21 protein-coding genes and 2 tRNA genes are annotated in these 24,705 nt (G+C 60.7%); 18 read left to right on the forward strand and 5 right to left on the reverse strand.

From position 1 onward, the window contains the following. Positions 1-75: 75 nt before the first annotated feature. Both J0X27_RS10115 and J0X27_RS10120 read right to left on the reverse strand, forming a co-directional pair. A tRNA-Asp gene (locus tag J0X27_RS10115) sits at positions 76-148 on the reverse strand. 283 nt (positions 149-431) lie between these two features. Further along, a tRNA-Asp gene (locus tag J0X27_RS10120) sits at positions 432-504 on the reverse strand. 320 nt (positions 505-824) lie between these two features. Between J0X27_RS10120 and J0X27_RS10125 the strand changes: the two genes are divergently transcribed. The 6 genes from J0X27_RS10125 to J0X27_RS10150 are packed head-to-tail and all read left to right on the forward strand — an operon-like array spanning position 825 to position 9,012. Then, positions 825-1,052, forward strand: a complete 228-nt coding sequence (locus J0X27_RS10125; RefSeq protein ID WP_207269048.1) for a DNA-directed RNA polymerase subunit H — start codon at positions 825-827, stop codon at positions 1,050-1,052. Then, positions 1,053-2,633, forward strand: a complete 1,581-nt coding sequence (locus tag J0X27_RS10130; protein WP_207269056.1) for a DNA-directed RNA polymerase subunit B'' — start codon at positions 1,053-1,055, stop codon at positions 2,631-2,633. A 3-nt stretch (positions 2,634-2,636) separates the two neighbouring features. Next, positions 2,637-4,466, forward strand: a complete 1,830-nt coding sequence (rpoB, locus tag J0X27_RS10135) for a DNA-directed RNA polymerase subunit B (RefSeq protein ID WP_207269067.1) — start codon at positions 2,637-2,639, stop codon at positions 4,464-4,466. A gap of 3 nt (positions 4,467-4,469) precedes the next feature. Continuing rightward, on the forward strand, positions 4,470-7,397 hold the full coding sequence (locus J0X27_RS10140) for a DNA-directed RNA polymerase subunit A' (RefSeq protein ID WP_207269068.1): 2,928 nt from the start codon (positions 4,470-4,472) through the stop codon (positions 7,395-7,397). Continuing rightward, positions 7,390-8,583 (forward strand): DNA-directed RNA polymerase subunit A'', encoded by a 1,194-nt coding sequence (gene rpoA2, locus J0X27_RS10145; RefSeq protein WP_207269069.1) that lies wholly within the window; start codon positions 7,390-7,392, stop codon positions 8,581-8,583. Before J0X27_RS10140 ends, rpoA2 begins: the two co-directional genes overlap by 8 nt. A 3-nt stretch (positions 8,584-8,586) precedes the next feature. Continuing rightward, positions 8,587-9,012, forward strand: coding sequence for a NusA-like transcription termination signal-binding factor (locus J0X27_RS10150; protein WP_207269070.1), 426 nt, complete (start codon positions 8,587-8,589; stop codon positions 9,010-9,012). Between the two features lie 58 nt (positions 9,013-9,070). Here J0X27_RS10150 and J0X27_RS10155 read toward each other — a convergent pair whose 3' ends face one another. After that, on the reverse strand, positions 9,071-9,694 hold the full coding sequence (locus J0X27_RS10155; protein WP_207269071.1) for a Pvc16 family protein: 624 nt from the start codon (positions 9,692-9,694) through the stop codon (positions 9,071-9,073). Between the two features lie 262 nt (positions 9,695-9,956). Further along, positions 9,957-12,143 (reverse strand): ATP-binding protein, encoded by a 2,187-nt coding sequence (locus J0X27_RS10160; protein WP_207269072.1) that lies wholly within the window; start codon positions 12,141-12,143, stop codon positions 9,957-9,959. Positions 12,144-12,306: 163 nt separating this feature from the next. Here J0X27_RS10160 and J0X27_RS10165 point away from each other — a divergent pair, with 163 nt between their 5' ends. From J0X27_RS10165 to J0X27_RS10180, 4 genes are all read left to right on the forward strand, one after another. Continuing rightward, entirely contained in the window at positions 12,307-13,605 is a 1,299-nt protein-coding gene (locus tag J0X27_RS10165) for an eCIS core domain-containing protein (protein ID WP_224214602.1), read from the forward strand. A 2-nt stretch (positions 13,606-13,607) separates the two neighbouring features. Continuing rightward, positions 13,608-14,576 carry a DUF7958 family protein gene (locus tag J0X27_RS10170; RefSeq protein ID WP_207269073.1) on the forward strand — a complete coding sequence of 323 codons (969 nt, stop codon included), beginning with the start codon at positions 13,608-13,610 and terminating at the stop codon, positions 14,574-14,576. Positions 14,577-14,668: 92 nt separating this feature from the next. Then, entirely contained in the window at positions 14,669-15,427 is a 759-nt protein-coding gene (locus J0X27_RS10175; protein WP_207269074.1) for a transposase, read from the forward strand. A 2-nt stretch (positions 15,428-15,429) separates the two neighbouring features. Next, positions 15,430-16,374 (forward strand): DUF7958 family protein, encoded by a 945-nt coding sequence (locus J0X27_RS10180; protein WP_207269075.1) that lies wholly within the window; start codon positions 15,430-15,432, stop codon positions 16,372-16,374. Positions 16,375-16,481: 107 nt separating this feature from the next. Here J0X27_RS10180 and J0X27_RS10185 read toward each other — a convergent pair whose 3' ends face one another. Then, the gene (locus J0X27_RS10185; protein WP_207272110.1) at positions 16,482-16,712 is read right to left on the reverse strand and encodes a hypothetical protein; all 231 of its coding nucleotides are present in this window, start codon (positions 16,710-16,712) and stop codon (positions 16,482-16,484) included. Positions 16,713-17,177: 465 nt separating this feature from the next. Here J0X27_RS10185 and J0X27_RS10190 point away from each other — a divergent pair, with 465 nt between their 5' ends. The 8 genes from J0X27_RS10190 to rio1 all read left to right on the forward strand — a co-directional run bounded on the left by J0X27_RS10190 (position 17,178) and on the right by rio1 (position 24,657). Then, complete coding sequence (locus J0X27_RS10190) at positions 17,178-18,350, forward strand: eCIS core domain-containing protein (protein ID WP_207269076.1); 1,173 nt, start codon at positions 17,178-17,180, stop codon at positions 18,348-18,350. Then, the gene (locus tag J0X27_RS10195) at positions 18,347-19,306 is read left to right on the forward strand and encodes a DUF7958 family protein (RefSeq protein WP_207269078.1); all 960 of its coding nucleotides are present in this window, start codon (positions 18,347-18,349) and stop codon (positions 19,304-19,306) included. The genes J0X27_RS10190 and J0X27_RS10195 overlap by 4 nt, the downstream gene beginning before the upstream one ends. A 9-nt stretch (positions 19,307-19,315) precedes the next feature. Beyond that, positions 19,316-20,668, forward strand: coding sequence for an eCIS core domain-containing protein (locus J0X27_RS10200; protein WP_224214601.1), 1,353 nt, complete (start codon positions 19,316-19,318; stop codon positions 20,666-20,668). Positions 20,669-20,673: 5 nt separating this feature from the next. Further along, positions 20,674-21,645, forward strand: a complete 972-nt coding sequence (locus J0X27_RS10205; RefSeq protein WP_207269079.1) for a DUF7958 family protein — start codon at positions 20,674-20,676, stop codon at positions 21,643-21,645. A 92-nt stretch (positions 21,646-21,737) separates the two neighbouring features. Next, positions 21,738-22,487 (forward strand): transposase, encoded by a 750-nt coding sequence (locus J0X27_RS10210; RefSeq protein WP_207269081.1) that lies wholly within the window; start codon positions 21,738-21,740, stop codon positions 22,485-22,487. 6 nt (positions 22,488-22,493) lie between these two features. Next, entirely contained in the window at positions 22,494-23,432 is a 939-nt protein-coding gene (locus J0X27_RS10215; protein WP_207272069.1) for a DUF7958 family protein, read from the forward strand. 91 nt (positions 23,433-23,523) lie between these two features. Then, a complete protein-coding gene (locus J0X27_RS10220; RefSeq protein ID WP_338088555.1) occupies positions 23,524-23,781 on the forward strand; it encodes a hypothetical protein in 258 nt (85 codons plus the stop codon). Beyond that, a complete protein-coding gene (rio1, locus tag J0X27_RS10225; RefSeq protein WP_207269083.1) occupies positions 23,782-24,657 on the forward strand; it encodes a serine/threonine-protein kinase Rio1 in 876 nt (291 codons plus the stop codon). Positions 24,658-24,705: the final 48 nt, after the last annotated feature.

The following is a 24,705-nucleotide window of genomic DNA, read 5'->3' on the forward strand; positions in this document are numbered from 1 at the left end:
CCGTCGTTCAAATCCCGTGTTCGGGTTTCGAGGACCGGCGACTCGCTTCGCTCGTCGGTTTGCTCCTCGAAAAAGCGCCCGAGGCGGGATTTGAACCCGCGTCACAACCGTGACAGGGTTGTATGATGGGCCACTACACCACCCGGGCTTGCAACTCTTCGTTTCCCGCTGATGGTATTAAGGGTTTTGCTCCGCGACCGTTCTTATCGTCCCGTGACATATTCTCTCCCCACCGAACGAAGAATCCGCCAGCGTCGATCGATTGCGTCGAATACGACTCTCTATCAGACATCTTATAGCTGTATGCTCGAAGCGAGATTTGACCGACCTGAACGCACTCGCTTCGCTCGTTCGTTCCGTCGTTCAAATCCCGTGTTCGGGTTTCGAGGACCGGCGACTCGCTTCGCTCGTCGGTTTGCTCCTCGAAAAAGCGCCCGAGGCGGGATTTGAACCCGCGTCACAACCGTGACAGGGTTGTATGATGGGCCACTACACCACCCGGGCTTCAACACATCGTTACCCGGTAGTGGTATTAAGGCTTTTCAATTGGACACCGTGTGGTACGGGCAGCCGCGCCACGATCGCCGTCTCGAGCCCGCTCGCCCGTCATCTATGTCATCAGATCACATGGCCCACAAGGAATATAACGGAGAACCGGATACTCTCGAGTGTGATCGACGGTTCCGGTCAGGTCCGCCCGGCCGGATAGCTCCGCTTGTGCCTCGAGTTAGTAACCGTTAAATGCCTCCCGACGCTACCTGCCTGTAGTATCCCGTGACAGCCGCTTCTCTCCCAATAGCCGACACGCACACCCATCCCAATACATGGTAGACGTAAGCCAACACGAACTCGTTCCGGAGCACACCATCCTCGAGGAGGAGACGCTCGAGGGCGTGCTCGAGGAATACAACATCGATCGTACAGATTTACCGAAGATCAAGCGTACCGATCCCGCCCTGCCGGACGAGGCGGAAATCGGCGACGTTATCAAGATCGTCCGGGACTCGCGGACGACCGACCAATCAATCATCTATCGACTCGTGGTGGAATAAATGGCAACGGAACTCAATCGCGACAAACGACGAGAGATCTCGCGCGAATACTTCTCGAAGGAACGGATCGCCGAACACCACTACCGCTCGTTCAACGCCTTCCTCAATCGAGGCATGCAGGAGGTCGTCGACGAGAAGGCGACGATCGACACGGACATCGGGGACAAGGAAGGCGAGGAACCGGTCCACGTCGAACTGGGCGACGTTCGCGTGGTCACGCCCCGCGTCCGCGAGGCCGACGGTTCCGAGGAACTGCTGTACCCGCAGGAGGCCCGCCTCCGGAACATCACCTACTCCGCGCCCGTCTTCATGGAGATGTCGATCGTCAAGGGCGAAGAGGGCGACCAGCGGGTCGTCGACTCGACCGAGACGAAGATCGGCCGGATGCCGATCATGGTCGGCTCCGACAAGTGTAACATCGCCGGCTTCTCCGACGAGGAACTGATCGAGATCGGCGAGGACCCCGCCGATCCCGGCGGCTACTTCATCGTCAACGGCTCCGAGCGGGTGCTGATGACCAGCGAGGACCTCGCGCCGAACAAGATCCTCGCCGAATACGACAGCAAGTACGGCGACGAGATTCAGGTCGCCAAGACCTTCTCCCAGCGCCGGGGCTACCGCGCTCTCGTGTTGTGCGAACGGAACCGCGAGGGACTGCTCGAGGTGTCGTTCCCCTCGGTGTCGGGCTCGATCAACTTCGTGACGCTCGTGCGTGCGCTGGGACTCGAGTCGGACGAGGAGATCGTCCACAAGGTCTCGAACGACCCCGAGGTCGTCAAGTACATGCTCGAGAACTTGGAGGAAGCGGAGGTCCAGAGCGAGGAAGAGGCCATCGAGGAACTGGGCAAACGCGTCGCCTCCGGCCAGGGGAAGAACTACCAGCTCAAGCGTGCGAATTACGTCATCGACCGCTACCTCCTCCCCCATCTCCACGAGGACGGCGTCGAGGAGGAAGACGTCCGCATCAACAAGGCCCACTACCTCTGTCGGATGGCCGAGGCCTGTTTCGAACTCGCGCTCGGGCGGCGGGAATCCGACGACAAGGACCACTACGCGAACAAGCGGCTCAAGGTCAGCGGCGACCTGATGAAAGACCTGTTCCGGACCGCGCTGAACAAACTAGCCCGGGACGTCAAGTACCAACTCGAGCGCGCGAACATGCGAAATCGCCAGCTCTCGGTCAACACGGTCGTCCGATCGGACGTCCTGACCGAGCGACTCGAGCACCCGATCGCGACGGGCAACTGGGTCGGCGGCCGCTCGGGCGTGAGCCAGCTGGTCGACCGAACGGACTTCATGGGCGTCCTCTCACACCTGCGCCGTCTTCGCAGCCCGCTCTCGCGGAGCCAGCCCCACTTCGAAGCGCGGGACCTGCACGCGACCCAGTGGGGTCGCATCGGGCCATCGGAGACGCCGGAGGGACCGAACTGTGGTCTCGTGAAGAACTTCGCGCAGTCGATGGAGCTCTCACAGAACGTCGAGGACGAACAGGAACTCAAACGCGAACTCGCATCGATGGGGGTCGAGGGCATTCCCGGCCTCGAAGGGATCGAACGAACGGCAGCGTCAGGGGACGACTAAATCATGAGCAGCCAACAACGAGAGGCGAAAGTCTACGTCAACGGGTCGTTGGTGGGGACACACCCCGATCCACACGAACTCGCAGAACAGATCCGCGAAGCACGACGCATCGGCGACGTCAGCGAGATGGTCAACGTCTCGGTCAAAGATCGCACCCGCGAAGTGATCGTCAACGCCGACGCGGGACGGGCCCGACGACCCCTGCTGGTCGTCGAGGACGGCGAACCCCGCATCGCCGATCAGGAGATCGAGGCGCTCCACGAGGGCGACCTCGAGTTCGAGGATCTCGTCGATCACGGCTACATCGAGTTTATCGACGCCGAGGAGGAAGAGGACATCCTCGTCGCCGTCGACGAGGACGATCTGACCGAGAACCACACCCACCTCGAGATCGACCCGTCGCTGATCTTCTCGATCGGTGCGGGGATGATCCCCTACCCCGAGCACAACGCCAGCCCCCGCATTACGATGGGGGCAGGGATGATCAAGCAGTCGCTGGGGCTGCCGAGCGCGAACTACCGGATCCGGCCGGACACACGCCAGCACCTGCTGCACTACCCCCAGCTCTCGATGGTCAAGACCCAGACCACCGAGCAGATCGGCTACGACGAGCGGCCGGCGGCCCAGAACTTCGTCGTCGCCGTGATGAGCTACGAGGGGTTCAACATCGAGGACGCGCTGGTCATGAACAAGGCCAGCGTCGAGCGCGCGCTCGCACGCTCGCATTTCTTCCGGACCTACGAGGGCGAGGAACGCCGCTACCCCGGTGGACAGGAGGACCGCTTCGAGATTCCGAGCCAGGACGTTCGCGGTGCCCGCGGCGAGGAAGCCTACAACCACTTAGACGAGGACGGTCTCGTCAACCCCGAGACGAAAGTCGACGAGAACTCCGTCCTGCTCGGCAAGACGAGCCCGCCGCGCTTCCTCGAGGAGCCCGACGATATGGGTGGCCTCTCGCCCCAGAAGCGACGGGAGACCTCCGTCACCATGCGCTCGGGCGAATCCGGGATCGTCGACACCGTCACCCTCATGGAGGGCGAGGACGGCTCGAAGCTCTCGAAGGTCTCGGTACGTGACGAGCGGATCCCCGAACTCGGGGACAAGTTCGCATCGCGACACGGTCAGAAGGGGGTCGTCGGCCACCTCGCGCCACAGGAGGACATGCCCTTCACCGAGGAGGGCGTCGTCCCCGACCTCGTCTTGAATCCCCACGCCTTGCCGTCGCGGATGACCGTCGGTCACATTCTCGAGATGATCGGCGGCAAACTCGGTTCGATGGAGGGACGACGCGTCGACGGGACGCCGTTCCTCGGCGAGGACGAGGACGAACTCCGCCAGGGGCTCGAGGACGCCGGCTTCAACTCCGCCGGCAAGGAGACCATGTACTCGGGCATCTCCGGCGAGAAGATCGACGCCGAGATCTTCGTCGGGGTCATTTTCTACCAGAAGCTCTACCACATGGTCTCGAACAAGCTGCACGCCCGTTCGCGCGGGCCGGTGCAGGTGCTGACCCGACAGCCGACGGAGGGGCGCGCCCGCGAGGGTGGGCTCCGTATCGGGGAGATGGAACGCGACGTGTTCATCGGCCACGGGGCGGCCATGACGCTGAAAGAACGACTCCTCGACGAGTCCGACCGCGAGTTCATCCACATCTGTGCGAACTGTGGGATGAGCGCGGTCGAAAACGTCGAACAACGGCGTGTCTACTGTCCGAACTGCGACGAGGAGACCGATATCCACGAGATCGAGATGAGCTACGCGTTCAAGCTCCTCTTGGACGAGATGAAGGCGCTGGGTATCGCACCGCGACTCGAACTGGAGGACGCCGTCTAACCCATGCAAGATACGACACCAAAAGACATCGGACGGATCTCCTTCGGGCTCATGGAGCCCGAGGAGTACCGGGAGATGAGCGCGACGAAGATCATCACCGCCGACACCTACGACGACGACGGGTTCCCCATCGACATGGGGCTGATGGACCCGCGGCTGGGCGTGATCGACCCCGGCCTCGAGTGCAAGACCTGCGGGAAGCACTCGGGTTCCTGTAACGGCCACTTCGGTCACATCGAACTGGCCGCCCCCGTCATCCACGTCGGCTTCACGAAGCTCATTCGGCGACTCCTGCGAGGAACCTGCCGGGAGTGTTCGCGACTGCTCCTGACCGAAGACGAGCGCGGCGAGTTCCACGACCAACTCGAGGAGTCCCGGAAGCTGAGCCGGGATCTCAACGACGTGACCAAGGCCGCGATCCGGCAGGCCCGCAAGAAGGATCGGTGTCCGTTCTGTGGCGAGATCCAGTACGACATCGACCACGAGAAGCCGACCACCTATTACGAGGTGCAGCAGGTCCTCACCAGCGAGTACTCCCAGCGCATCGCCGGCGCGATGCAGGGAGACGAGGAGGAAGGCATCGAGCGGACGACGCCGGACGAACTCGCCGAGCAGACCGAGATCGAACTCACTCGAGTCAACGAGATCCTCTCGGGCTCCTTCCGGCCGCGGGAGAGTCAGCGCAAGGCCATCGAGAAGGCCTTAGACATCGATCTCACCGAGGAGGACACGAACAAGCTGATGCCAAGCGACATCCGGGACTGGTTCGAGAACATTCCCGACGAGGACATCGAGGTACTGGGGATCAACCCCGAACGCTCCCGGCCGGAGTGGATGATCCTCACCGTCCTCCCCGTCCCGCCGGTCACCGCGCGGCCGTCGATCACGCTGGACAACGGCCAACGCTCCGAGGACGACCTCACGCACAAGCTGGTCGACATTATCCGGATCAACCAGCGGTTCATGGAGAACCGCGAAGCGGGCGCGCCCCAGCTGATCATCGAGGACCTCTGGGAACTCCTCCAGTACCACGTCACGACGTTCATGGACAACGAGATTTCGGGCACGCCGCCGGCGCGACACCGTTCCGGACGGCCGCTCAAGACCCTCTCCCAGCGCCTGAAAGGCAAGGAGGGCCGCTTCCGTGGCTCGCTGTCCGGGAAGCGCGTGAACTTCTCGGCTCGGACCGTCATCTCGCCGGACCCGACCCTCAGCCTGAACGAGGTCGGCGTCCCCGACCGCGTGGCCAAGGAGATGACCCAGACGATGAACGTCACCGAGCGCAACCTCGAGGACGCTCGCCGATTCGTCTCGAACGGTCCCGAGGGTCATCCCGGCGCGAACTACGTCCGGCGGCCGGACGGCCGTCGGCTGAAGGTGACGGAGAAGAACTGCGAACAACTCGCCGAGAAGGTCGAAGCCGGGTGGGAGGTCAACCGCCACATGATCGACGGCGATATCGTCATCTTCAACCGCCAGCCGTCGCTCCACCGGATGTCGATCATGGCCCACGAGGTCGTGGTCATGCCCTACAAGACGTTCCGGCTGAACACCGTCGTCTGTCCGCCGTACAACGCCGACTTCGACGGCGACGAGATGAACATGCACGCGCTGCAAAACGAGGAGGCCCGCGCCGAAGCGCGCGTCCTCATGCGCGTCCAGGAACAGATGCTCTCGCCCCGCTTCGGTGAGAACATCATCGGGGCCATTCAGGACCACATCTCCGGGATGTACCTCCTGACCCACGACAACCCCCGATTCAACGAAACGCAGGCACTGGACCTGCTGCGAGCGACCCGGATCGACGAACTCCCCGAACCCAGCGGCATCGACGACGAAGGCGAGCCGTTCTGGACCGGCTACGACGTCTTCTCCGAACTGTTACCCGACGATCTCAACCTCGAGTTCACGGGGACGGTCGGCGACGAGGTCGTCGTCGAGGACGGCCAGCTCCTCCAGGGAACGATCGCCGAGGACGAGGTCGGCGAGTTCGGCGGCGAGATCGTCGACACGATCACGAAGGTCTACGGCAACACCCGCGCCCGGATCTTCGTCAACGAGGTCTCGACGCTGGCGATGCGGGCGATCATGCACTTTGGCTTCTCGATCGGGATCGACGACGAGACCATCCCCGAGGAGGCCCAGGCCCGCATCGACGAGACGATCGACGACGCCAACGACCGCGTCGAAGAACTGATCGAAGCCTACGAACGCGGCGAACTCGAGAGCCTCCCCGGCCGGACGATCGACGAGACCCTCGAGATGAAGATCATGCAAACGCTCTCGCGTGCGCGTGACAACGCCGGTAACATCGCCGACGAGCACTTCCAGGACGACAACCCCGCCGTCGTCATGGCCAACTCCGGTGCCCGTGGGTCGATGCTCAACCTGACCCAGATGGCCGGCGCGGTCGGCCAGCAGGCAGTTCGTGGCGAGCGTATCAATCGCGGCTACGAGGATCGGACCCTCTCTCACTACGAACCCAACGACCTCTCGGCGGAGGCACACGGCTTCGTCGAGAACTCCTACACGAGCGGCCTGACCCCGCGGGAGTTCTTCTTCCACGCGATGGGCGGCCGCGAGGGCCTGGTCGACACGGCAGTCCGGACGTCGAAGTCCGGCTACCTGCAGCGTCGGCTGATCAACGCCCTCTCGGAACTCGAGACCCAGTACGACGGCACGGTTCGGGACACCTCGGACACGATCGTCCAGTTCGAGTTCGGCGAGGACGGCACCTCGCCGGTCAAGGTCTCTTCCGACGAGGACAACGACATCGACGTCGAGCACATCGCCAGCCGCGTGCTCGACTCCGAGTTCGAGTCCGAGGAGGAACGCCAGGAGTTCCTCGGCTCCAAGCCGCGGCCGACGAACCTCTCCGAACACGCCGACGATCGTCTCGCCGAGGGCACGGGGGTGAGCTCCGATGACTGAAGTCGAGTACGACGTCGACGACGACACGATCGCGGTCGTCGAGGACACCGACCTGCCCCGCCGGCTCAAAAACGAGGTCTACGAGACGCTCGAGGCGCGTGCGGGTGCGACGGTCGAAGAGGCCGACGAACTCGCGAAGGCCGTCGAGACTCGCTATCTCGACACGCGCGTCGACCCGCTCGACCCCGTCGGGACGGTTTCGGCCCAGTCGATCGGCGAACCCGGAACGCAGCTGACGATGAACACGTTCCACTACGCCGGTGTCGCGGAGATCGACGTGACCCAGGGGCTGCCCCGGCTCATCGAACTGGTCGACGCCCGGAAGACCCCGGATACGCCGATGATGACCGTCCACCTCGAGGGCGAGTACGCCACCGAGCGCGAGAAGGCCCACGAGGTCGTCTGGAACATCGAGGCGACCAAGATCCTCGCGCTTGGCGACGTGTCGACGAACGTCGCGGATATGCGCGTCCAGATCGCGCTCAACGAGGACACCCTCGAAGAGCGAATGATCACCGCCGAGGAAGTCGCGGAGATCATCGAGGACTCGCTGGGCGTCAACACGACCCGGCAGGGGACCCGAATCGAGTTCGGTCCCGAGGAACCCTCCTACCGGGATCTGCTCCAGCTCGTCGAGGAGCTTCGTGAGATCACCTTCAAGGGGATCGAGGAAGTCTCGCGGGTCGTCATCCGCCGCGAAGAACTCGAGGACGGCGAGGAGTTCGTCCTCTACACCGAAGGATCGGCCTTCGGCGACGTCCTCGAGATCGAGGGCGTCGACGCCTCGCGGACGACGTGTAACAACATCCACGAGATCCACCGGAACCTCGGTATCGAGGCGGCCCGCGAAGCGATCATCGAGGAGACGAACAATACGCTTGCCGAGCAGGGGTTGGACGACGTCAACGTCCGCCACCTGATGTTGGTCGCGGACATCATGACCAACCGCGGCGAGATCGAGTCGATCGGCCGCCACGGCATCTCGGGGTCGAAAGACTCCGTCCTCGCCCGGGCTGCGTTCGAGGTGACCGTCAACCACCTGCTCAATGCTGCGATCCACGGCGAGATCGACGATCTGGATGGTGTGACGGAGAACGTCATCGTCGGCAAGCCGATCAAGCTCGGTACCGGTGACGTCGACCTCCGGATGGGGTCGACTACCTCCGGAAGCAGTCAGGCTGACTGATCGATGGGCGTTACCCTCGACGACGACGCCCGCCAGTATCTCGCTGCGTTCGAGGACGTGACGGGAGTCGACGGCCGCGATTGCCTCGTCACCGAGGACGGTGACAGGCTCCTGATCGTCGTCGAGCGCGGCGGGATGGGCGAAGCGATCGGTCCCGGCGGTCGGACGGTACAGCGGTTCGAGGACCGGGTCGACGCACAGGTCCGTCTCGTCGAAGGCGCGGACGAACCGGAGACGTTCGTCGCGAACGCGCTCGCGCCGGCGGCGGTGTACAACGTCACGATCAGCGAGAACAACGACACCGTCGCCTACGTCGAGGTCGCGGAAGACGACCACGGCGTCGCGATCGGAACGGACGGCCGAACGATCGACGCTGCTCGGACCCTCGCGAACCGACACTTCGAGATCGACGACGTACAGTTGCTGTAGGCGACCTGTTTGTCAGCTCGCGGTCGTCGGCTTCCTCCCCGTTTGGATCACTCCCCGGTCAGGCCGAGTCGTCGTCCGACTCCTCCGATCGCCAGCCGACGCTGGTTTCACGCTCCTCGACGCGGACGAACTCCTCCTCGTTTAGCGACTGAATGACGACCGGACTCACTTCGATCGTCGCCGACGGCTGGTGGGTCGCGTCGGGAAACTGCGACCACAGCGACAGCAGTTCCTCGAGCGGTTCGTCGGTAATCGAGATCGAAAGCGGCTGCTCCTGGAGGAGCGGTGCGGGCGCGTCGCCGGGGTCGATGCGACTGTTGTCGTGAAACAACTGGAGGACCGCTCCGAGGAGGAGCTGGCGTTCGACGGGATCGGTCTGCCCCTCGTCGTCGTCCTCGCCGCCGTCGTCGACGGCATACGTGGTCACGAGATACCGGACCGACAGCGCCAGCGGGCGATCCTGACGCGACTGCCCGTCGGTCGTTCGGCTAACCGATCCCATCGCGGCGTCCGTTTCGATCTGATACGGGTAGAGCACGACATCGACGCTCGAGAGGGAGTCGATATCGGCGGGGGAGGCCACTTCGATCCCGTTCGGATCGAGCGGACTCCGTGCGCCGGCGTTCGTCTTGATGAGTTCGACCAACACGTTGCTGACGTCCGCGATGGCGCTGTATGTCATCGGCTGAGTGCTACTGCAATGATGGCGCTGTGCTATTAATTTTACCACTCGGAAGATATATTCGAACGGGTTGTTGCCAAGCGGCTCTAGTCGCAACTGAAACGGTCTCCTGTCCGTCAGTGCCGGTGGGACCGGGACCGCCCTACGGTCCCACCGGTCAATCGGGACAGCAAACCGTATGAAACGATTTACACACTGATCGCAATGCTGTCGTGCGATCGGGTGTGCAATGACTGTCAGTTGCGACTCTAGTCTGTGGTCCCTAGTTGCCGTGTCGCTCCCGGTGGAGTCGCTCTTTGGCTTCCCGCTCGGTCGGTCCCTGGAGGTACTCGAGGTAGGGTTCGAAGTCCTGCTCGCGGATGCGGCTGTTTCGATCCCGTTTGTACTCCTCGAGGGCTTCGACGACGTGGCGCATGGTGATGGTGTCCTCACCCCGATCGGCGACGTAGATGGCGACGTGTTTGGCGAGTTTCTCGATGGTGCCGCCGCTGTAATCGAACGCCGCGAGCCACTCCCAGTCGATCCCCTCGAGGGGGCAGTCGTCGGGGAAGATCCCCTTCCAGATCTCCTCGCGCGTGTCGTCGTCGGGCTCGTCGAACCGAATCGAGTGGGTGATACGGCGAGTAAAGGCCGTGTCGATGTTCTGTGCGTAATTCGTCGTCAGGAAGATGACGCCGTCGTAGGTTTCGACTCGCTGGAGCAGGTAGTTCACTTCGACGTTGGCGTAGCGGTCGGTCGCGTCGCTGACCTCCGCCCGGTCGCCAAAGATCGAGTCCGCCTCGTCGAACAGCAGGATGGCGTTTGACTGCTCGGCGGCCCGGAAGATCCGTTCTAAATTCTCCTCGGTCTCGCCGATGTACTTCGAGACGACCGTGGAGAGGTCGATCTTGTACAGCGCCATGCCGACGGCGTTGGCGAGCACCTCGGCCGCCAGCGTCTTGCCGGTTCCAGGGTGGCCCTTGAACAGCGAGACGATGCCCGCGTTGCCGTCGGCCTCCCTGAACCCCCAGTCGTCGTAGATCAGGCCCCGATTCGTAACGTGTGTCTCGAGTTTCCCCAGCTGGCGCTCGGTCCGTTCGTCGACCTCGATGTCGGCCCAGGTCTTCGAGGGGTCGACGTGCTGGGCGAGCTCCGCGAGTTCGCTGCTGGACTGGGCGCGACAGCCCGCCCGAACGTCCTCGAGGGTGGGGTCGTCGCCGCCGGCGAGCGAATCGGCGGTCGCAAGCGCCGCCTCGAGTTGGCCCTGCGTGAGATCGAACGTGCTGGCCATCGTCTCGGGCTCGAGGTCGGCTGGAAGGTCGTCGGCACGGGCCGCCCAGAACTGGCGGCGCAGGGCGATCGAGGGACGGTCGAACTCGTGGATGGCGTCGACGCTGGCCCGCCGGCTCTCGGCGGGCGTCCACGACTGCTCGCCCGTGACGAACAGGTCGTTGTCGAACGCGCGGAAGCGAGCGAGGACCCCCTCGAGGGAGTGGTCGGACTGCCGGTCGGCGACGGTAGCCTCGTCGGCGTTGACGAGCTGGACCGGGACGTCCTGAATCGTCGCTTCGCGGACGAGCGCCTCGAGGGCGTCGGCGGCGAGGACGGCCCGGAGATCCGCCTGCAGATAGCGTTCGGCCCGACAGCAGGCCTCGACGGCCCGGTCGACGCCGGACCCGGGCGGGCCACAGAAGTAAAACCGGCGGCCGGTCCCGTCCTCGCCGTCGGGCAGCGATGCCAGCGCTGCGCGACCGTCGTCGTCGATCAGCAGGTCCTCGAGCGTGGCCTCGGCGGCCGTCTCGGTCAGGTGCTCGTCGAGATCAGCCGGGCTGTGGGCGTCGATGGCCGCCTCAAGTGTCGGATCGATGCCGTCGTAACCTTTGAGATACTCGAGGATGCGGTCGTCGACGGTGTACTGGCGGCCGCGTTCCGAGGGAAACCCCTCGGGCGGTGAGTTGACGGTGAGTAGCCCGTGTTCCTGAAGGGGTGAATTACTGGCGACGAGCGCGCCGGCCGCGAGGCGTTCTTCGGGGGTCCGACCGAAGAGTTTCTCGAGAAGAATTACCGTCAGGCTGGGGAGAGCCGAGTGTTCCTGGATATGCTGGTACTGGGCTGCGACGGTGTCGTCGAGTCGCGGAGCGAGTGCGAGTAGGAGTACGTCGAGGTGGCGACGCGAGAGATCGAACCGCTCTTCGAGAACTCGTAGGCGCAACGTGATGTCGGCACCAGTGTCCTCGCAGTTTTGCTCGATGGTCTGGGTCAATTCGTCGATCTCACGGCGGTCGCCCTCGGGTAATGCAAGCTGGAGGCTCTTTGGCTCCGTCGCCATGGTCGCCGCGTTGGGTTCCTCGTCATCGGGTGCAGACTTCCTTGGGTCCCCGGACTCCATCGTCCTCTCGTAGCGATCGAGAATCATATCGATCCGCTCGAGTTCCGCGAGAAGGTGTTCCTGTGTCGTCGCGTAGCCCATGAATCCGTCTCCGCTCTGAAGAGTATATTAATTCCGGTATAGGCTAATAGCTATTTTTGGTCGAGCGAGCAGAACCAGTTGATCGAAGCTTGTTTTGTATGAATATACCCACGCACAATATTTATGGTGGTGGTGGAGAAATGCAACAGCAAGAACAACACGCATGGGATATCGATCATCACGGTCGGCCGAGTCCGACTCCTCGAGTGCCACGACGCATGCCCAGATCGCACAGCGATCGGGGAGGGCTGCGTCGGGTGGCTCGGGAACCGGAGCGTGGTCGTCGGGGCCGACGGACGAAGCGGCCGAAGACAGGTTCGGGATGGCGATCGAAGATCAGGAGACGAAGACCGAACTCCTGCGCCAGGAGAAGATGAACGGGCTCGCCCAGGTCCAGCAGTGGGTCGACGAAGGGATGACTACCGAGGACATGGGGAATCCGCAGACGATGGAGGCGTTCCGACAGCGTCAGGCCGAGCGGCCCGCGGAAGTACCTCGAAACATCGAACGCCAGAACCGGCGTTCGGTCCTGCGCAGCGAGAAAGCCGCCAGCGATACCAGCCCGGCCGGGAACGCGGGCGTTCCAGATCCGGTTCGGGAGGTAATTCAGTCGAAAGGCCAGCCACTGGAGGGCGGAATCCAGCGGGCGATGGAAGACCGGATGGGCGATTCGTTCGGCGATGTACGCATTCACGCCGACGCGACCGCCGCGAAGGCCTGCGAAGAGATCAACGCGCGAGCGTTCACCGTCGGAAATCACATCGCGTTCAATCACGGCGAGTACGACCCTGAATCGCCGGAAGGCCAGCACATCCTCGCGCACGAACTGACTCACGTCCGCCAGCAGACCGGGGCCGATGTCAGCATGATGCCCCAGGAGGACAGCAGGCTGGAAATCGATCCCGATCCCTCCCTCGAGCGGGAAGCCAAAGAGGCAGCCCAGCAGGCGATGGCTGACGGGCCAGTGACGATCAACCGGATGGGGTCGGAGATGCACATCCAGCGAATGCCCGACGCGGAGCAACTCCAGAATGGCCGTGAGCAGGCTGCGTCCCGAAATGACGAGATGACACTCGCACAGACGGTGGAACAACTCGAGGATCGGGTGTCATCGATCGAGGAAATCGTCACGGGCGAGGAGTCGGTGATGGACAGCGTCGGCAAAGCGCTCTCACAGGGTGCTGTCGGTGCGGTAGGGGGTTTGATTGGAGGCGTTGCTGGTACTATGGTCTCACCTGGCCTCGGTACTGTCGGTGGTGCTGCAGTGGGGCAAGAAATGGCTAAGGGGATGGCCGGTGACGTAACCAAGACGCTCACTGCCAAGGCCTACGACAAGGGAACGAATTTCGTCGCCGAGAAAGGCAACCAAGCCAGAGACTTCCTTGAACAACTTATCGAGGAAAAGGTTAGTAACGCTCTCGATGGATCTGACTATGGCGGTGACTCACGGGGGCTTAGCTAACTATGGACGCTAAAATCACTGGCGAAGATGATGTCCGTGTTGGCCTTCATGTGACCGACCAGAACGGTGAGAAACATCGGATTGAGATGGAATTTAATGGTGACATAAGATTCCATCAATGTGATGCGTACGCTACCAAAGCAGCTGACCGCACTCCAGAAGAAAACGAATACAACGAACAAGCACGAAAGTTCGCCCAGTATTACGTCTACACGGAGCAGGGATACGATACGGTGCCGTCGACGGACCATCCAGAACGCATTAACGCTGTCAGGCTCGCTATTCAGGATCTCGGCGACGACCGGTTTGACGACTTGTTTGGCGACCTCTACAGCCAGTTGCGGAGTTACTACGACTACGACGCCGAACGACCGATCCCTGTTCCACCGCTGGCAGCCGACTCTGACAGCGTTCTCTACCGCCAGAACGTCTATCTCGGGATCGATCCGCTCGAGACGGACGTAGCCGCCGAGGCCGAGGATATGGCAACGGTCTACGGACTGGAGCTATCGGAGACATCGGTCAAAGAGCAAGCGCTGGACGCACTGTCTCCGAGCGCGATCGCTGACTGGAAATCATTCGCCGCAGATCTCGTCGATGAGGCCGACGAGGAAGAGATCGATCTCGCCGACGGCGCGTATATCGACGCCGTCTCAACGCTCTATACGTCGTATCTCGACAATGGTGGCGAGCAACATACTGCCGAGCCGGACACTGATCCGTTCGAGCGCGAACCTGACACACTAATCGAATTACCGCCGATCGATCCGGGCCCACTCGCGGAGTTCCGCGAGTACCTCGATCACCATCTCAAATGCCAAATTCGAGATTGCTTCGTCCGAATGGGTGTTGAACCGCCCGAGACATTCCGTGTGCTCGGTAACGGCCGACTTGAAGCGACAGCCGCCTACAAACTTCTGGATATATATCCCCGATATCACGACCCCGAAGAACAGCAGCTACTGGGATAAGAATGATCCCTGTCTGCCAGTCGAGACGGCATCCGCTCACACACGACTTGGCCCATGTCACGCAGCAAAACTGCAGTAAGGAGGGCAGCATAATGCCACAAGCGGATGCCGAGTTGGAGATCGATCCCGACCCACGACTCGAGCGGGAAGCCGAGGAAGCCGCTCAGCAGGCGATGGCCGACGGCCCGGTGACCATTAACCGGATGGGATCGGAGATGCACATTCAGCGATCGGCCAAAGGCGAAACTGAGTACGTCACCAAGGACGAGGTCCTCGAGATTGTCGACAACTACTATCGCGGCCACGTCGAAGAGCAGGCCGAATCCGATCCGACTGCGGCCGGTCCCGAACGCGATACTGCGCGTGGATCGCTCGAGCAGTCTAGCAGCTCGGCAGAGAGTAGTGGATTCTTTGGAAAGATGAGGGAAGCCTGGGAGAACACCAAATCGGTCGGAAGCGATCTCTCCCAGGCGATGACCAAGGGTGCGATCGGCTCGCTGGCCGGTGCAGGTGGAAAAATCGTCGGGAAGGTCGGCGGTGGAAGCCTCGGTGCTCTCCTCGGGGGAGCCGTCGGGAGTCTCGCCGGGCCGGTTGGGACCGGTGCGGGCGCTGCTGTTGGCTACCAGATCGGCGGAACGCTGGGCGGCGAGATACTCGGCGGAGCCGCCGGCGACGTGGCCAAACAGCTCACCGACTACTCCTTACCAAACGAACACGCTGCGTCTGTTGCTGATCTTCAGCAAAAATACCAAGCACTTGAAGAGAAAGTCAAACAATTGGAGAATGAACAGATGGCGACTGGAGGGGGTCGCTCACGTGGTCTTTCCCAAAGTATCTCGGGAGGTAATTGAAAATGGAGGTGTCAATAACTGGGGAAGACGATGTTGCGGTCGGCCTGTGCGTAATTGATAACGATGGTGTCGAGCATCTCATCGAGTTGGAGAGAGACGGTGAAATATATTATCATGACCAAGATGGCTATCCCGACGATCCAACTGATCGAACAGAGGAAGGAAATGAGCGAGTAAATCAGGCCCGTCGATTTGCAAAATATTTCGTCTTGGCTGAACGAGGATACGATACGGTTCCAGCGGCTGAAAACCCCATTCGAATTAACGCTGTCCGGAAGGCGATCAACGAGATGACCGCTGATGAATTTGAACGCCACTTCGGCGACCTCTATCAGCAACTCGCTTACGAGGAGGGCAACGCCACCTCACCTGCAATTACTGTTCCACCGGAAGCTACTGACTCAAGTATCTTCTGTCAGAACATCTATCTTGGAGTTGATCCCTTCGAGACAGATATTGGTGGGCAACTTGCCGACGAGTACGGCCTTGCTATCGACCAATCGGCCGCCAATATCGATCTTACTGACGTCTCGGCGGATGAGCTTGATACGTGGGCAGAATATGCCGGCGAATTCACTGGTCGTGTAGAAGAGACTGACCTCGACCTGAGTGAGGCCACGTATATTGATGAGACTTCTCAACTCTACATCAAGTATCCGAACGGACCAAATCTGACAGCTGTCGACGACCATCTCGAGCCGGCAGCGCGCGACGCAGACACGGTCATCGAACTGTTGCCGATTGACCCGCAGGATCTCGAGTATTTCAAATCCTTCATGGATCACTACCTTCGCTGTCAGATTCGGGATTCGTTCGTTGAGATGGGTGTCCATCCACCAGATGAGTTTCAGGTGATCGGGATGGGTCGGTTCATGTCTACCTGGCGGTACGACAATATTGAGTTCTATCCCGAATTTCACAATCCGGACGCCGAGGCGTTCCACTGATTTCTAGAGAAATGCCATCTCACCTTCTGTGTAGGTCTAAGACACGGCTGACTCGCTGCCTCGAGTTCGGCTCACGACACAAAACGGGTGTCGCCACCCTCAATCCCTTACCTCGAGTCGCTCCTTTTCCCCGGGATGAACTCCGCAGAGACGGGACAGCCACAGGGTGTCGCTTTGTGCGTGAGCGGGCCGTAGCTAACGATCAGCCCGATGAGGGTGTCACAGTGGGGACACCGAAGTGGCTCTCGTCCGGCCGGCGAGTTGCTGGCGGCAATCGAATCCGCGTCGACCGTCAGATCGCCGAGTCCGGACGATTCGTCGGTATCGTCCTCGCTCATTGGTTTCTCCGGACGTACCACTGCTGTCGATGTGGCCACTCGAGCGCGGCGGCTCGTCGTGTACGATACTGTCGTCGTGCGAGACGTTTATGTCTCGGTAGGAGTAAACGAAACATGGCTTTCAAATCCCGTGTCGGGGATTGGAAGCCAGTCTCGGGTGTTCCCGCACCCGGGGCACTTTCGTATGCCCCCGCTGGAGCCTGACTTCCAGCCAAATATTCCGGTGGTTGTGACTTATATCTAATGGAAAACGAGGAGATTGGAGTCCACTGTCCCGTTGAATCGCCATTCTAGAGATCGATACGACTCTCCATTCTCGGTCCCTGCGGTCTTCTTTTGTACCATCTCTATCAAGATTTATAATACTTATATAGGAATATCATACAAGAACGATTCGTGGCAATTTGGTCAAGTCGATCAGAGACTGACGAGACGTCGTCCGCGGCGGCACTCGCACAACAGGGGATGGACTCCGAGAGCGAGTCCGCCGCCAGCGGGGCTAGCCTCAAGCAGGAAGAGGCCGAGCAACGGTACAACCGTGACATCACCAGCCACGATCAACTGCTTCACCTCCAGCGCCTAGAGGAACGCCACGGCCAGCAGTTCCAGCAGTGGGTCGACGAGGGAATCCCTCGAGAGGCGATGGGCGACCCCGAGGCAATGGCCCAGTACCGGCAGGAAGGTGGCGCGACTGCAACGGCTAGCGCAGATAGCGCGGCTGTGCAACGGAGCTCGAGCGCCCCCGCGTCGGGAGCCTCGGATGGTGCTCAGGCTGCAGTGCAGCAGGTTCTCGAGAAATCGGGCCACCCGATCGATCCCGACCTGACCACGCAACTCAACGAGCGGATGGATGCTGACTTCTGGGACGTGCGGATTCACACGGGCTCGGAAGCGGCGGCGGCCTGTGACGCGATCGACGCTCGAGCCTTCACGTGTGGGTCTGACATCGTGTTCAACTCCGGCGAGTACGAGCCCGATTCGCCCGAGGGCCAGTATCTGCTTGCGCACGAACTCGCCCACGTCAAACAGCAAAACGGCGGGGCCGAGGTCAGCATGATGCCGCAGGAAGAGGCCGAGTTGGAGATCGATCCTGATCCGCGACTCGAGCGGGAGGCCGACGACGCAGCGACGAACGCGCTCGAAGACGGGCCTGTCGTGGTCAACCGAAAGGGGATAGACACGCATATCCAGCGGTCTGCCAAGGGCGACGGAATGTTGTACGAAGCCGTCGAAGACCTACAAAATCAGGTCGAGGGGTTGGAAAATCGCCAATCACAAATCATGGAAACGATGCTTGAAGCAACCCCAGGTGCTCCCGAAGGCTTTGATCTGAAGGGTGCTGCGGCCAAGGGAGTGGCTGGCTTTGCGGCTGGCGCATCTGTGGGATCAATTTTGGGCCCCGGCGCAGCCATAACTGGAGCCGGAGGCGCATTCATTGGCATGGCGAGTGCAGTAGCTGGAGACGTTGCCAAGGAAACCGTTGGCACCCTGGCGGACGGTCGTCCCGGTGGAAAAGCCGAGATGATCGAGGATATGTACCTCGACATGGCCAAAATGTACGAGGAATTCATTGAGGAAAGGAAAGATCACGCCGACAGCTCAGAGGGTGTGTTGAATATGGGTGAGGTTACACAATGAAGGCTGTCATCACTGGCGAAAATGATGAGCGCGTTGGTGTTAATCTTCTTGATAATAACGGTGCTGAGCACGGCATCGAAATGGAATTCGATGGTGAAATCAAACATCACCAGTGTGATGAGTACGCGGCTAGAGCCAGCAAGCGGACATCTGAAGAGAACGAGCATAACAACCAGGTACGGCGATTCGCCAAATATTACGTGTTTGCCGAACGGGGCTACGATACAGTCGAACACGTAGATAATCCGACCTACATCGACGCTGTTCGACGAGCGATCGGCGACCTCTCGGACGCTGAGTTCGAGCGATACTTTGGAGCGCTGCACAAGCAACTACAAAGTCATCAGGAAAACGTCGAGCGCCCGGTCGATCTCCCTGCCGATGTCCGTAGCCCCGACGCGGTGGTTTACGAACAAGACATCTACCTCGGGATCGACTTGGACGACGAACGAGTCGGTGATCGCGTTCAGGAGCTGGCAAATGCTCACGGGCTGAGTCTCGAGAACCACAGCGACGTGCAACCCGTGTCGGAGCTATCCGATTCGGATATCGACCGCTGGAAAGCTGTCGGTGACGACCTCGTGGATATCGTCGACCGTGAGGGGCTTGATCCCGACCTGACGATCAGTGCCGTCTCTGGGATTCACGTCGGCTATCCCGATGCTCGTGGCAAGCATCAGGTTCAGAAGGCAAACGACCCGATGAACCGCCAAGCCGACACGCGATTGGAACTGCTCCCATACGCTCCGAGCAATCTCGACGAGTTGCGGGATCATCTCGATTATCACCTCCGTTGCCAAGTACGGGATTGCTTCATCAAGATGGGTCTCGTCCCACCGGAAGAGTACCAAGTACTCGGCTTCGGCAAGTTCCACGATGCCCGTAGTTACGACCACTTCGAGATGTATCCAGAGCTCCACAAACAGGACGGTAATCACACTCCACTCCTTTCATAATCGGGTCTGATGATCGAGGCTAGTCTCGATACCGTCCTGCTCACGCAACCCCCTCTTTCGTGCGAGAGAACCAATACTCGAGCAGAGGCCGAGTCCGACTCCTCGAGTGCCACGACGCACGCCCAGATCGCACAGCGATCGGAGAGGGCTGCGTCGGGTGGCTCGGGAACCGGAGCGTGGTCGTCGGGGCCGACGGACGAAGCGGCCGAAGACAGGTTCGGGATGGCGATCGAAGATCAGGAGACGAAAACGGAGCTCCTGCGCCAGGAGAAGATGAACGGGCTCGCCCAGGTCCAGCAGTGGGTCGACGAAGGGATGACTACCGAGGACATGGGGAATCCGCAGACGATGGAGGCGTTCCGACAGCGTCAGGCCGAGCGGCCCGCGGAAGTACCTCGAAACATCGAACGCCAGAACCGGCGTTCGGTCCTGCGCAGCGAGAAAGCCGCCAGCGATACCAGCCCGGCCGGGAACGCGGGCGTTCCAGATCCGGTTCGGGAGGTAATTCAGTCGAAAGGCCAGCCACTGGAGGGCGGAATCCAGCGGGCGATGGAAGACCGGATGGGCGATTCGTTCGGCGATGTACGCATTCACGCCGACGCGACCGCCGCGAAGGCCTGCGAAGAGATCAACGCGCGAGCGTTCACCGTCGGGAATCACATCGCGTTCAATCACGGCGAGTACGACCCTGAATCGCTGGAGGGCCAGCACATCCTCGCGCACGAACTGACTCACGTCCGCCAGCAGACCGGCGCGGATGTCAGCATGATGCCCCAGGAAGACAGTGGACTGGAAATCGATCCTGATCCCTCCCTCGAGCGGGAAGCCAAAGAGGCAGCCCAGCAGGCGATGGCTGACGGGCCAGTGACGATCAACCGGATGGGGTCGGAGATGCACATCCAGCGAATGCCCGACGCGGAGCAACTCCAGAATGGCCGTGAGCAGGCTGCGTCCCGAAATGACGAGATGACACTCGCACAGACGGTGGAACAACTCGAGGATCGGGTGTCATCGATCGAGGAAATCGTCACGGGCGAGGAGTCGGTGATGGACAGCGTCGGCAAAGCGCTCTCACAGGGTGCTGTCGGTGCGGTAGGGGGTTTGATTGGAGGCGTTGCTGGTACTATGGTCTCACCTGGCCTCGGTACTGTCGGTGGTGCTGCAGTGGGGCAAGAAATGGCTAAGGGGATGGCCGGTGACGTAACCAAGACGCTCACTGCCAAGGCCTACGACAAGGGAACGAATTTCGTCGCCGAGAAAGGCAACCAAGCCAGAGACTTCCTTGAACAACTCATTGAGGAGAAGGTCGACGAACTCCTTGGGGAGTCTGAACACGGCGGAAATACAAAGTTTAGGGATTGATAAGTATGAACGCAGAATTCCTTGGTGAAGATGACGTTGATATTGGCGTGGAGGTTGTTGATAACAATGGCGCATCACATCATATAGAACTGCATAAAAACAGCGGTGAAATCTATGCTCACCACTGCGAATCCTATGCTGATAATCCCCAAAACCGGACTTCTGAGGAAAACGAATACAATGAGCAAGCTCGAAAGTTCGCTCAATATTACGTCTACGCAGAGCAGGGATACGATACGGTGCCGTCGACGGACCATCCGGAGCGCATTAACGCTGTCAGGCTCGCTATTCAGGACCTCAACGACGACCGGTTCGTGGAATTGTTCGGCGACCTCTACAGCCAGCTGCGGAGTTACTACGACTACGACGCCGAACGACCGATCCCTGTTCCACCGCTGGCAGCCGACTCTGACAGCGTTCTCTACCGCCAGAACGTCTATCTCGGGATCGATCCGCTCGAGACGGACGTAGCCGCCGAGGCCGAGGATATGGCAACGGTCTACGGACTGGAGCTATCGGAGACATCGGTCAAAGAGCAAGCGCTGGACGCACTGTCTCCGAGCGCGATCGCTGACTGGAAATCATTCGCCGCAGATCTCGTCGATGAGGCCGACGAGGAAGAGATCGATCTCGCCGACGGCGCGTATATCGACGCCGTCTCAACGCTCTATACGTCGTATCTCGACAATGGTGGCGAGCAACATACTGCCGAGCCGGACACTGATCCGTTCGAGCGCGAACCTGACACACTAATCGAATTACCGCCGATCGATCCGGGCCCACTCGCGGAGTTCCGCAAGTACCTCGATCACCATCTCAAATGCCAAATTCGAGATTGCTTCGTCCGAATGGGTGTTGAACCGCCCGAGACATTCCGTGTGCTCGGTAACGGCCGACTTGAAGCGACAGCCGCCTACAAACTTCTGGATATATATCCCCGATATCACGACCCCGAAGAACAGCAGCTACTGGGATAAGAATGATCCCTGTCTGCCAGTCGAGACGGCATCCGCTCACACACGACTTGGCCCATGTCACGCAGCAAAACTGCAGTAAGGAGGGCAGCATAATGCCACAAGCGGATGCCGAGTTGGAGATCGATCCCGACCCACGACTCGAGCGGGAAGCCGAAGAAGCCGCTCAGCAGGCGATGGCCGACGGCCCGGTGACCATTAACCGGATGGGATCGGAGATGCACATTCAGCGATCGGCCAAAGGCGAAACTGAGTACGTCACCAAGGACGAGGTCCTCGAGATTGTCGACAACTACTATCGCGGCCACGTCGAAGAGCAGGCCGAATCCGATCCGACTGCGGCCGGTCCCGAACGCGATACTGCGCGTGGATCGCTCGAGCAGTCTAGCAGCTCGGCTGAGAGCAGTGGATTCCTGGGCAAGATGAGGGACGCTTGGGAGAACACCAAATCGGTCGGGAGCGATCTCTCCCAGGCGATGACCAAGGGTGCGATCGGCTCGCTGGCCGGTGCAGGTGGAAAAATCGTCGGGAAGGTCGGCGGTGGAAGCCTCGGTGCTCTCCTTGGGGGAGCCGTCGGGAGTCTCGCCGGGCCAATTGGGGCGGGTGCAGGCGTTGCCACTGGCTACCAGATCGGCGAAACCCTCGGCGGCGAACTCCTTGGCGGGGCGGCCAGCGACATGGCTAAACAGGTAACCGATTATGCGCTCCCGAAAGAACACGCTGAGTCTGTTGCAGATCTTCATCAGAAATATCAGAAACTCGAAGAAGAAATAAACGAACTGAAGAAACAGGGACGCCGACCAGATGAGGGTCAATCACAAAATGTTGGTGCAAGTCGGAGGTAATTGTACATGGATGGATTAATCACCGGTGAAAATGATGAGCGTGTTGGCCTGAGTGTTATTGATAACGATGATGTGGAGCACGTAATCGAGCTCGAATTCGACGGTGAAATCAAGTATCACGAGTCGGACTACCCAGAACCAAAACAAGCGACGGATGAACAAGAAGAGCGGATAAATCAGGCATGTCGATTCGCCCAGTATTATGTCTTCGTCGAACGTGGCTATGACACTGTCCCGGCTTCCGAGAACCCGGTTCGAATCGACGCCGTTCGCCAAGCAATCAACGAGATGGACAGTGCCGAATTCGAGGACCTATTCGGCGACCTCTATCAGCAACTCGAGTTCGAGGAAGGAAGCGGGACCTCGCCGGCGATGACTGTCCCCTCAGGAGCGACCGATCCGTGCATCTACTGCAAGAATATCTATCTCGGAATAGACCCGCTGGAAACTGACCTTGGAACGCAACTCGCGTCGAAACACGACCTCGACGTTACGAAGTCGGCTGCCGAGATCGACCTCGCCGACGTATCCGAACACGAACTCGAGTCGTGGGGAGAGTTCTCGGGTGAGTTCGCGGCTCAGGCCGCTGATTCGGGCCTTAATCTCAGCGATGCAGCCTACATCGACGAGACATCGGATCTCTACGTCAAGTATCCCGACGGTGCACAGTTAGCGGTCGTCGACGACCACCTCGCACCGGCGGCGCGCGACCCGGACACTGTTATCGAACTGCTGCCGATCGATCCGCAGGATCTCGAGTATTTCAAGTCCTTCATGGATCATTACCTGCGCTGTCAGATTCGAGATTCGTTCGTCGAGATGGGTGTTCACCCACCAGAGGAGTTTCAGGTGATCGGGATGGGCCGATTCATGGCTGCTCGCGGTTACGACTATATCGACTTCTATCCCGAATTGCATAACCCGAACGCCAAGGCGTTCCAGTAATTCTTTGTATTCACACGTTGCAACATACGTAGAATCGGTTAGAATGGTCGGTCTTCCTCGTGTCCATCACCAGAACAGGACCGTTGTCAGCATGATGCCACAAGCGGACGCCGAGTTGGAGATCGATCCCGATCCGCGACTCGAGCGGGAAGCCAAAGAGGCAGCCCAGCAGGCGATGGCCGACGGCCCGGTGACGATCAATCGGATGGGGTCGGAGATGCAGATCCAGCGATCGGCCAAAGGCGAGGCCGAGTACGTCACCAAGGACGAAGTCCTCGAGATCGTCGACAACTACTACCGTCCGTCGACACCCAGCACTTTACCCGTCAGGCCACCTATGGCGTCGTAGATGGGACAGGGAACGGAGTTCGGATTGGTCGACCTCGAGGAAGTCGATACCCCGGGGGACGAGTGGGAGGAGATCGACGTCTCGGATACCGAAGCGGATCGGATCGCCCGCAAGCGCGACCGCGAGTTCGAACAGTTCGAGGAACGCATCAAGGACGCAGACCAGTTCAAAGTCGAGCAGTCGGTGTTCGACGACGCGACCTTCGCGGCGCTGTACAAGCTGGTCCAGGACGGCTACGTCGAGGCCTTTGGCGGGCCGCTCTCGACGGGCAAGGAGGCCAACGTCTACCACGCCTTGGGCGACGACCGCGAGGTCGCGGTCAAGATCTACCGGATCAACGCGTCGAACTTCCGGCAGATGCGGGACTACCTCGAGGGGGATCCCCGATTCGAGGGGCTCGGCGGACAGAAGAAAGACGTCGTGCTCGCGTGGACGAAAAAGGAACTGGCGAATCTTCGACGGGCACAGGCTGCCGGGGTTCGGGTTCCGGAGCCACTCGCGACCGAGCGCAACGTGTTGGTCATGGAGTACATCGGGAACGCCGAGGGTCGCGCGAAACGGCTCGGCGAGGTCCACATCGAGAACCCGCAAACCGCCTACGAGGTCATGCGCGAGTACATGCGCCGGCTCTACTCGGCGGGCCTGATCCACGGCGACCTGAGCGAGTACAACGTCGTCTTCGACGAGACCGAGGGGCAACTCGTGTTCATCGATCTCGGCCAGGCCGTCACGGTACACCACCCCAACAGCCGCGAGTTCTTAGAGCGGGACTGCCGGAACGTGGCGGGCTTTTTCTCGCGGCAGGGGCTCGAGGTGACTGACGACGATCTCCTCGAGTTCGTCACGAGTCCGGAGCCGGATCCGTCCGGGGAGTGATTCGACCCGGCGACGGCCCCGCCGAAATCTTCTTTGCTGTCGGCTGAA

Source organism: Natrinema longum (genome assembly GCF_017352095.1).
Taxonomy (GTDB): Archaea; Halobacteriota; Halobacteria; order Halobacteriales; family Natrialbaceae; genus Natrinema; species Natrinema longum.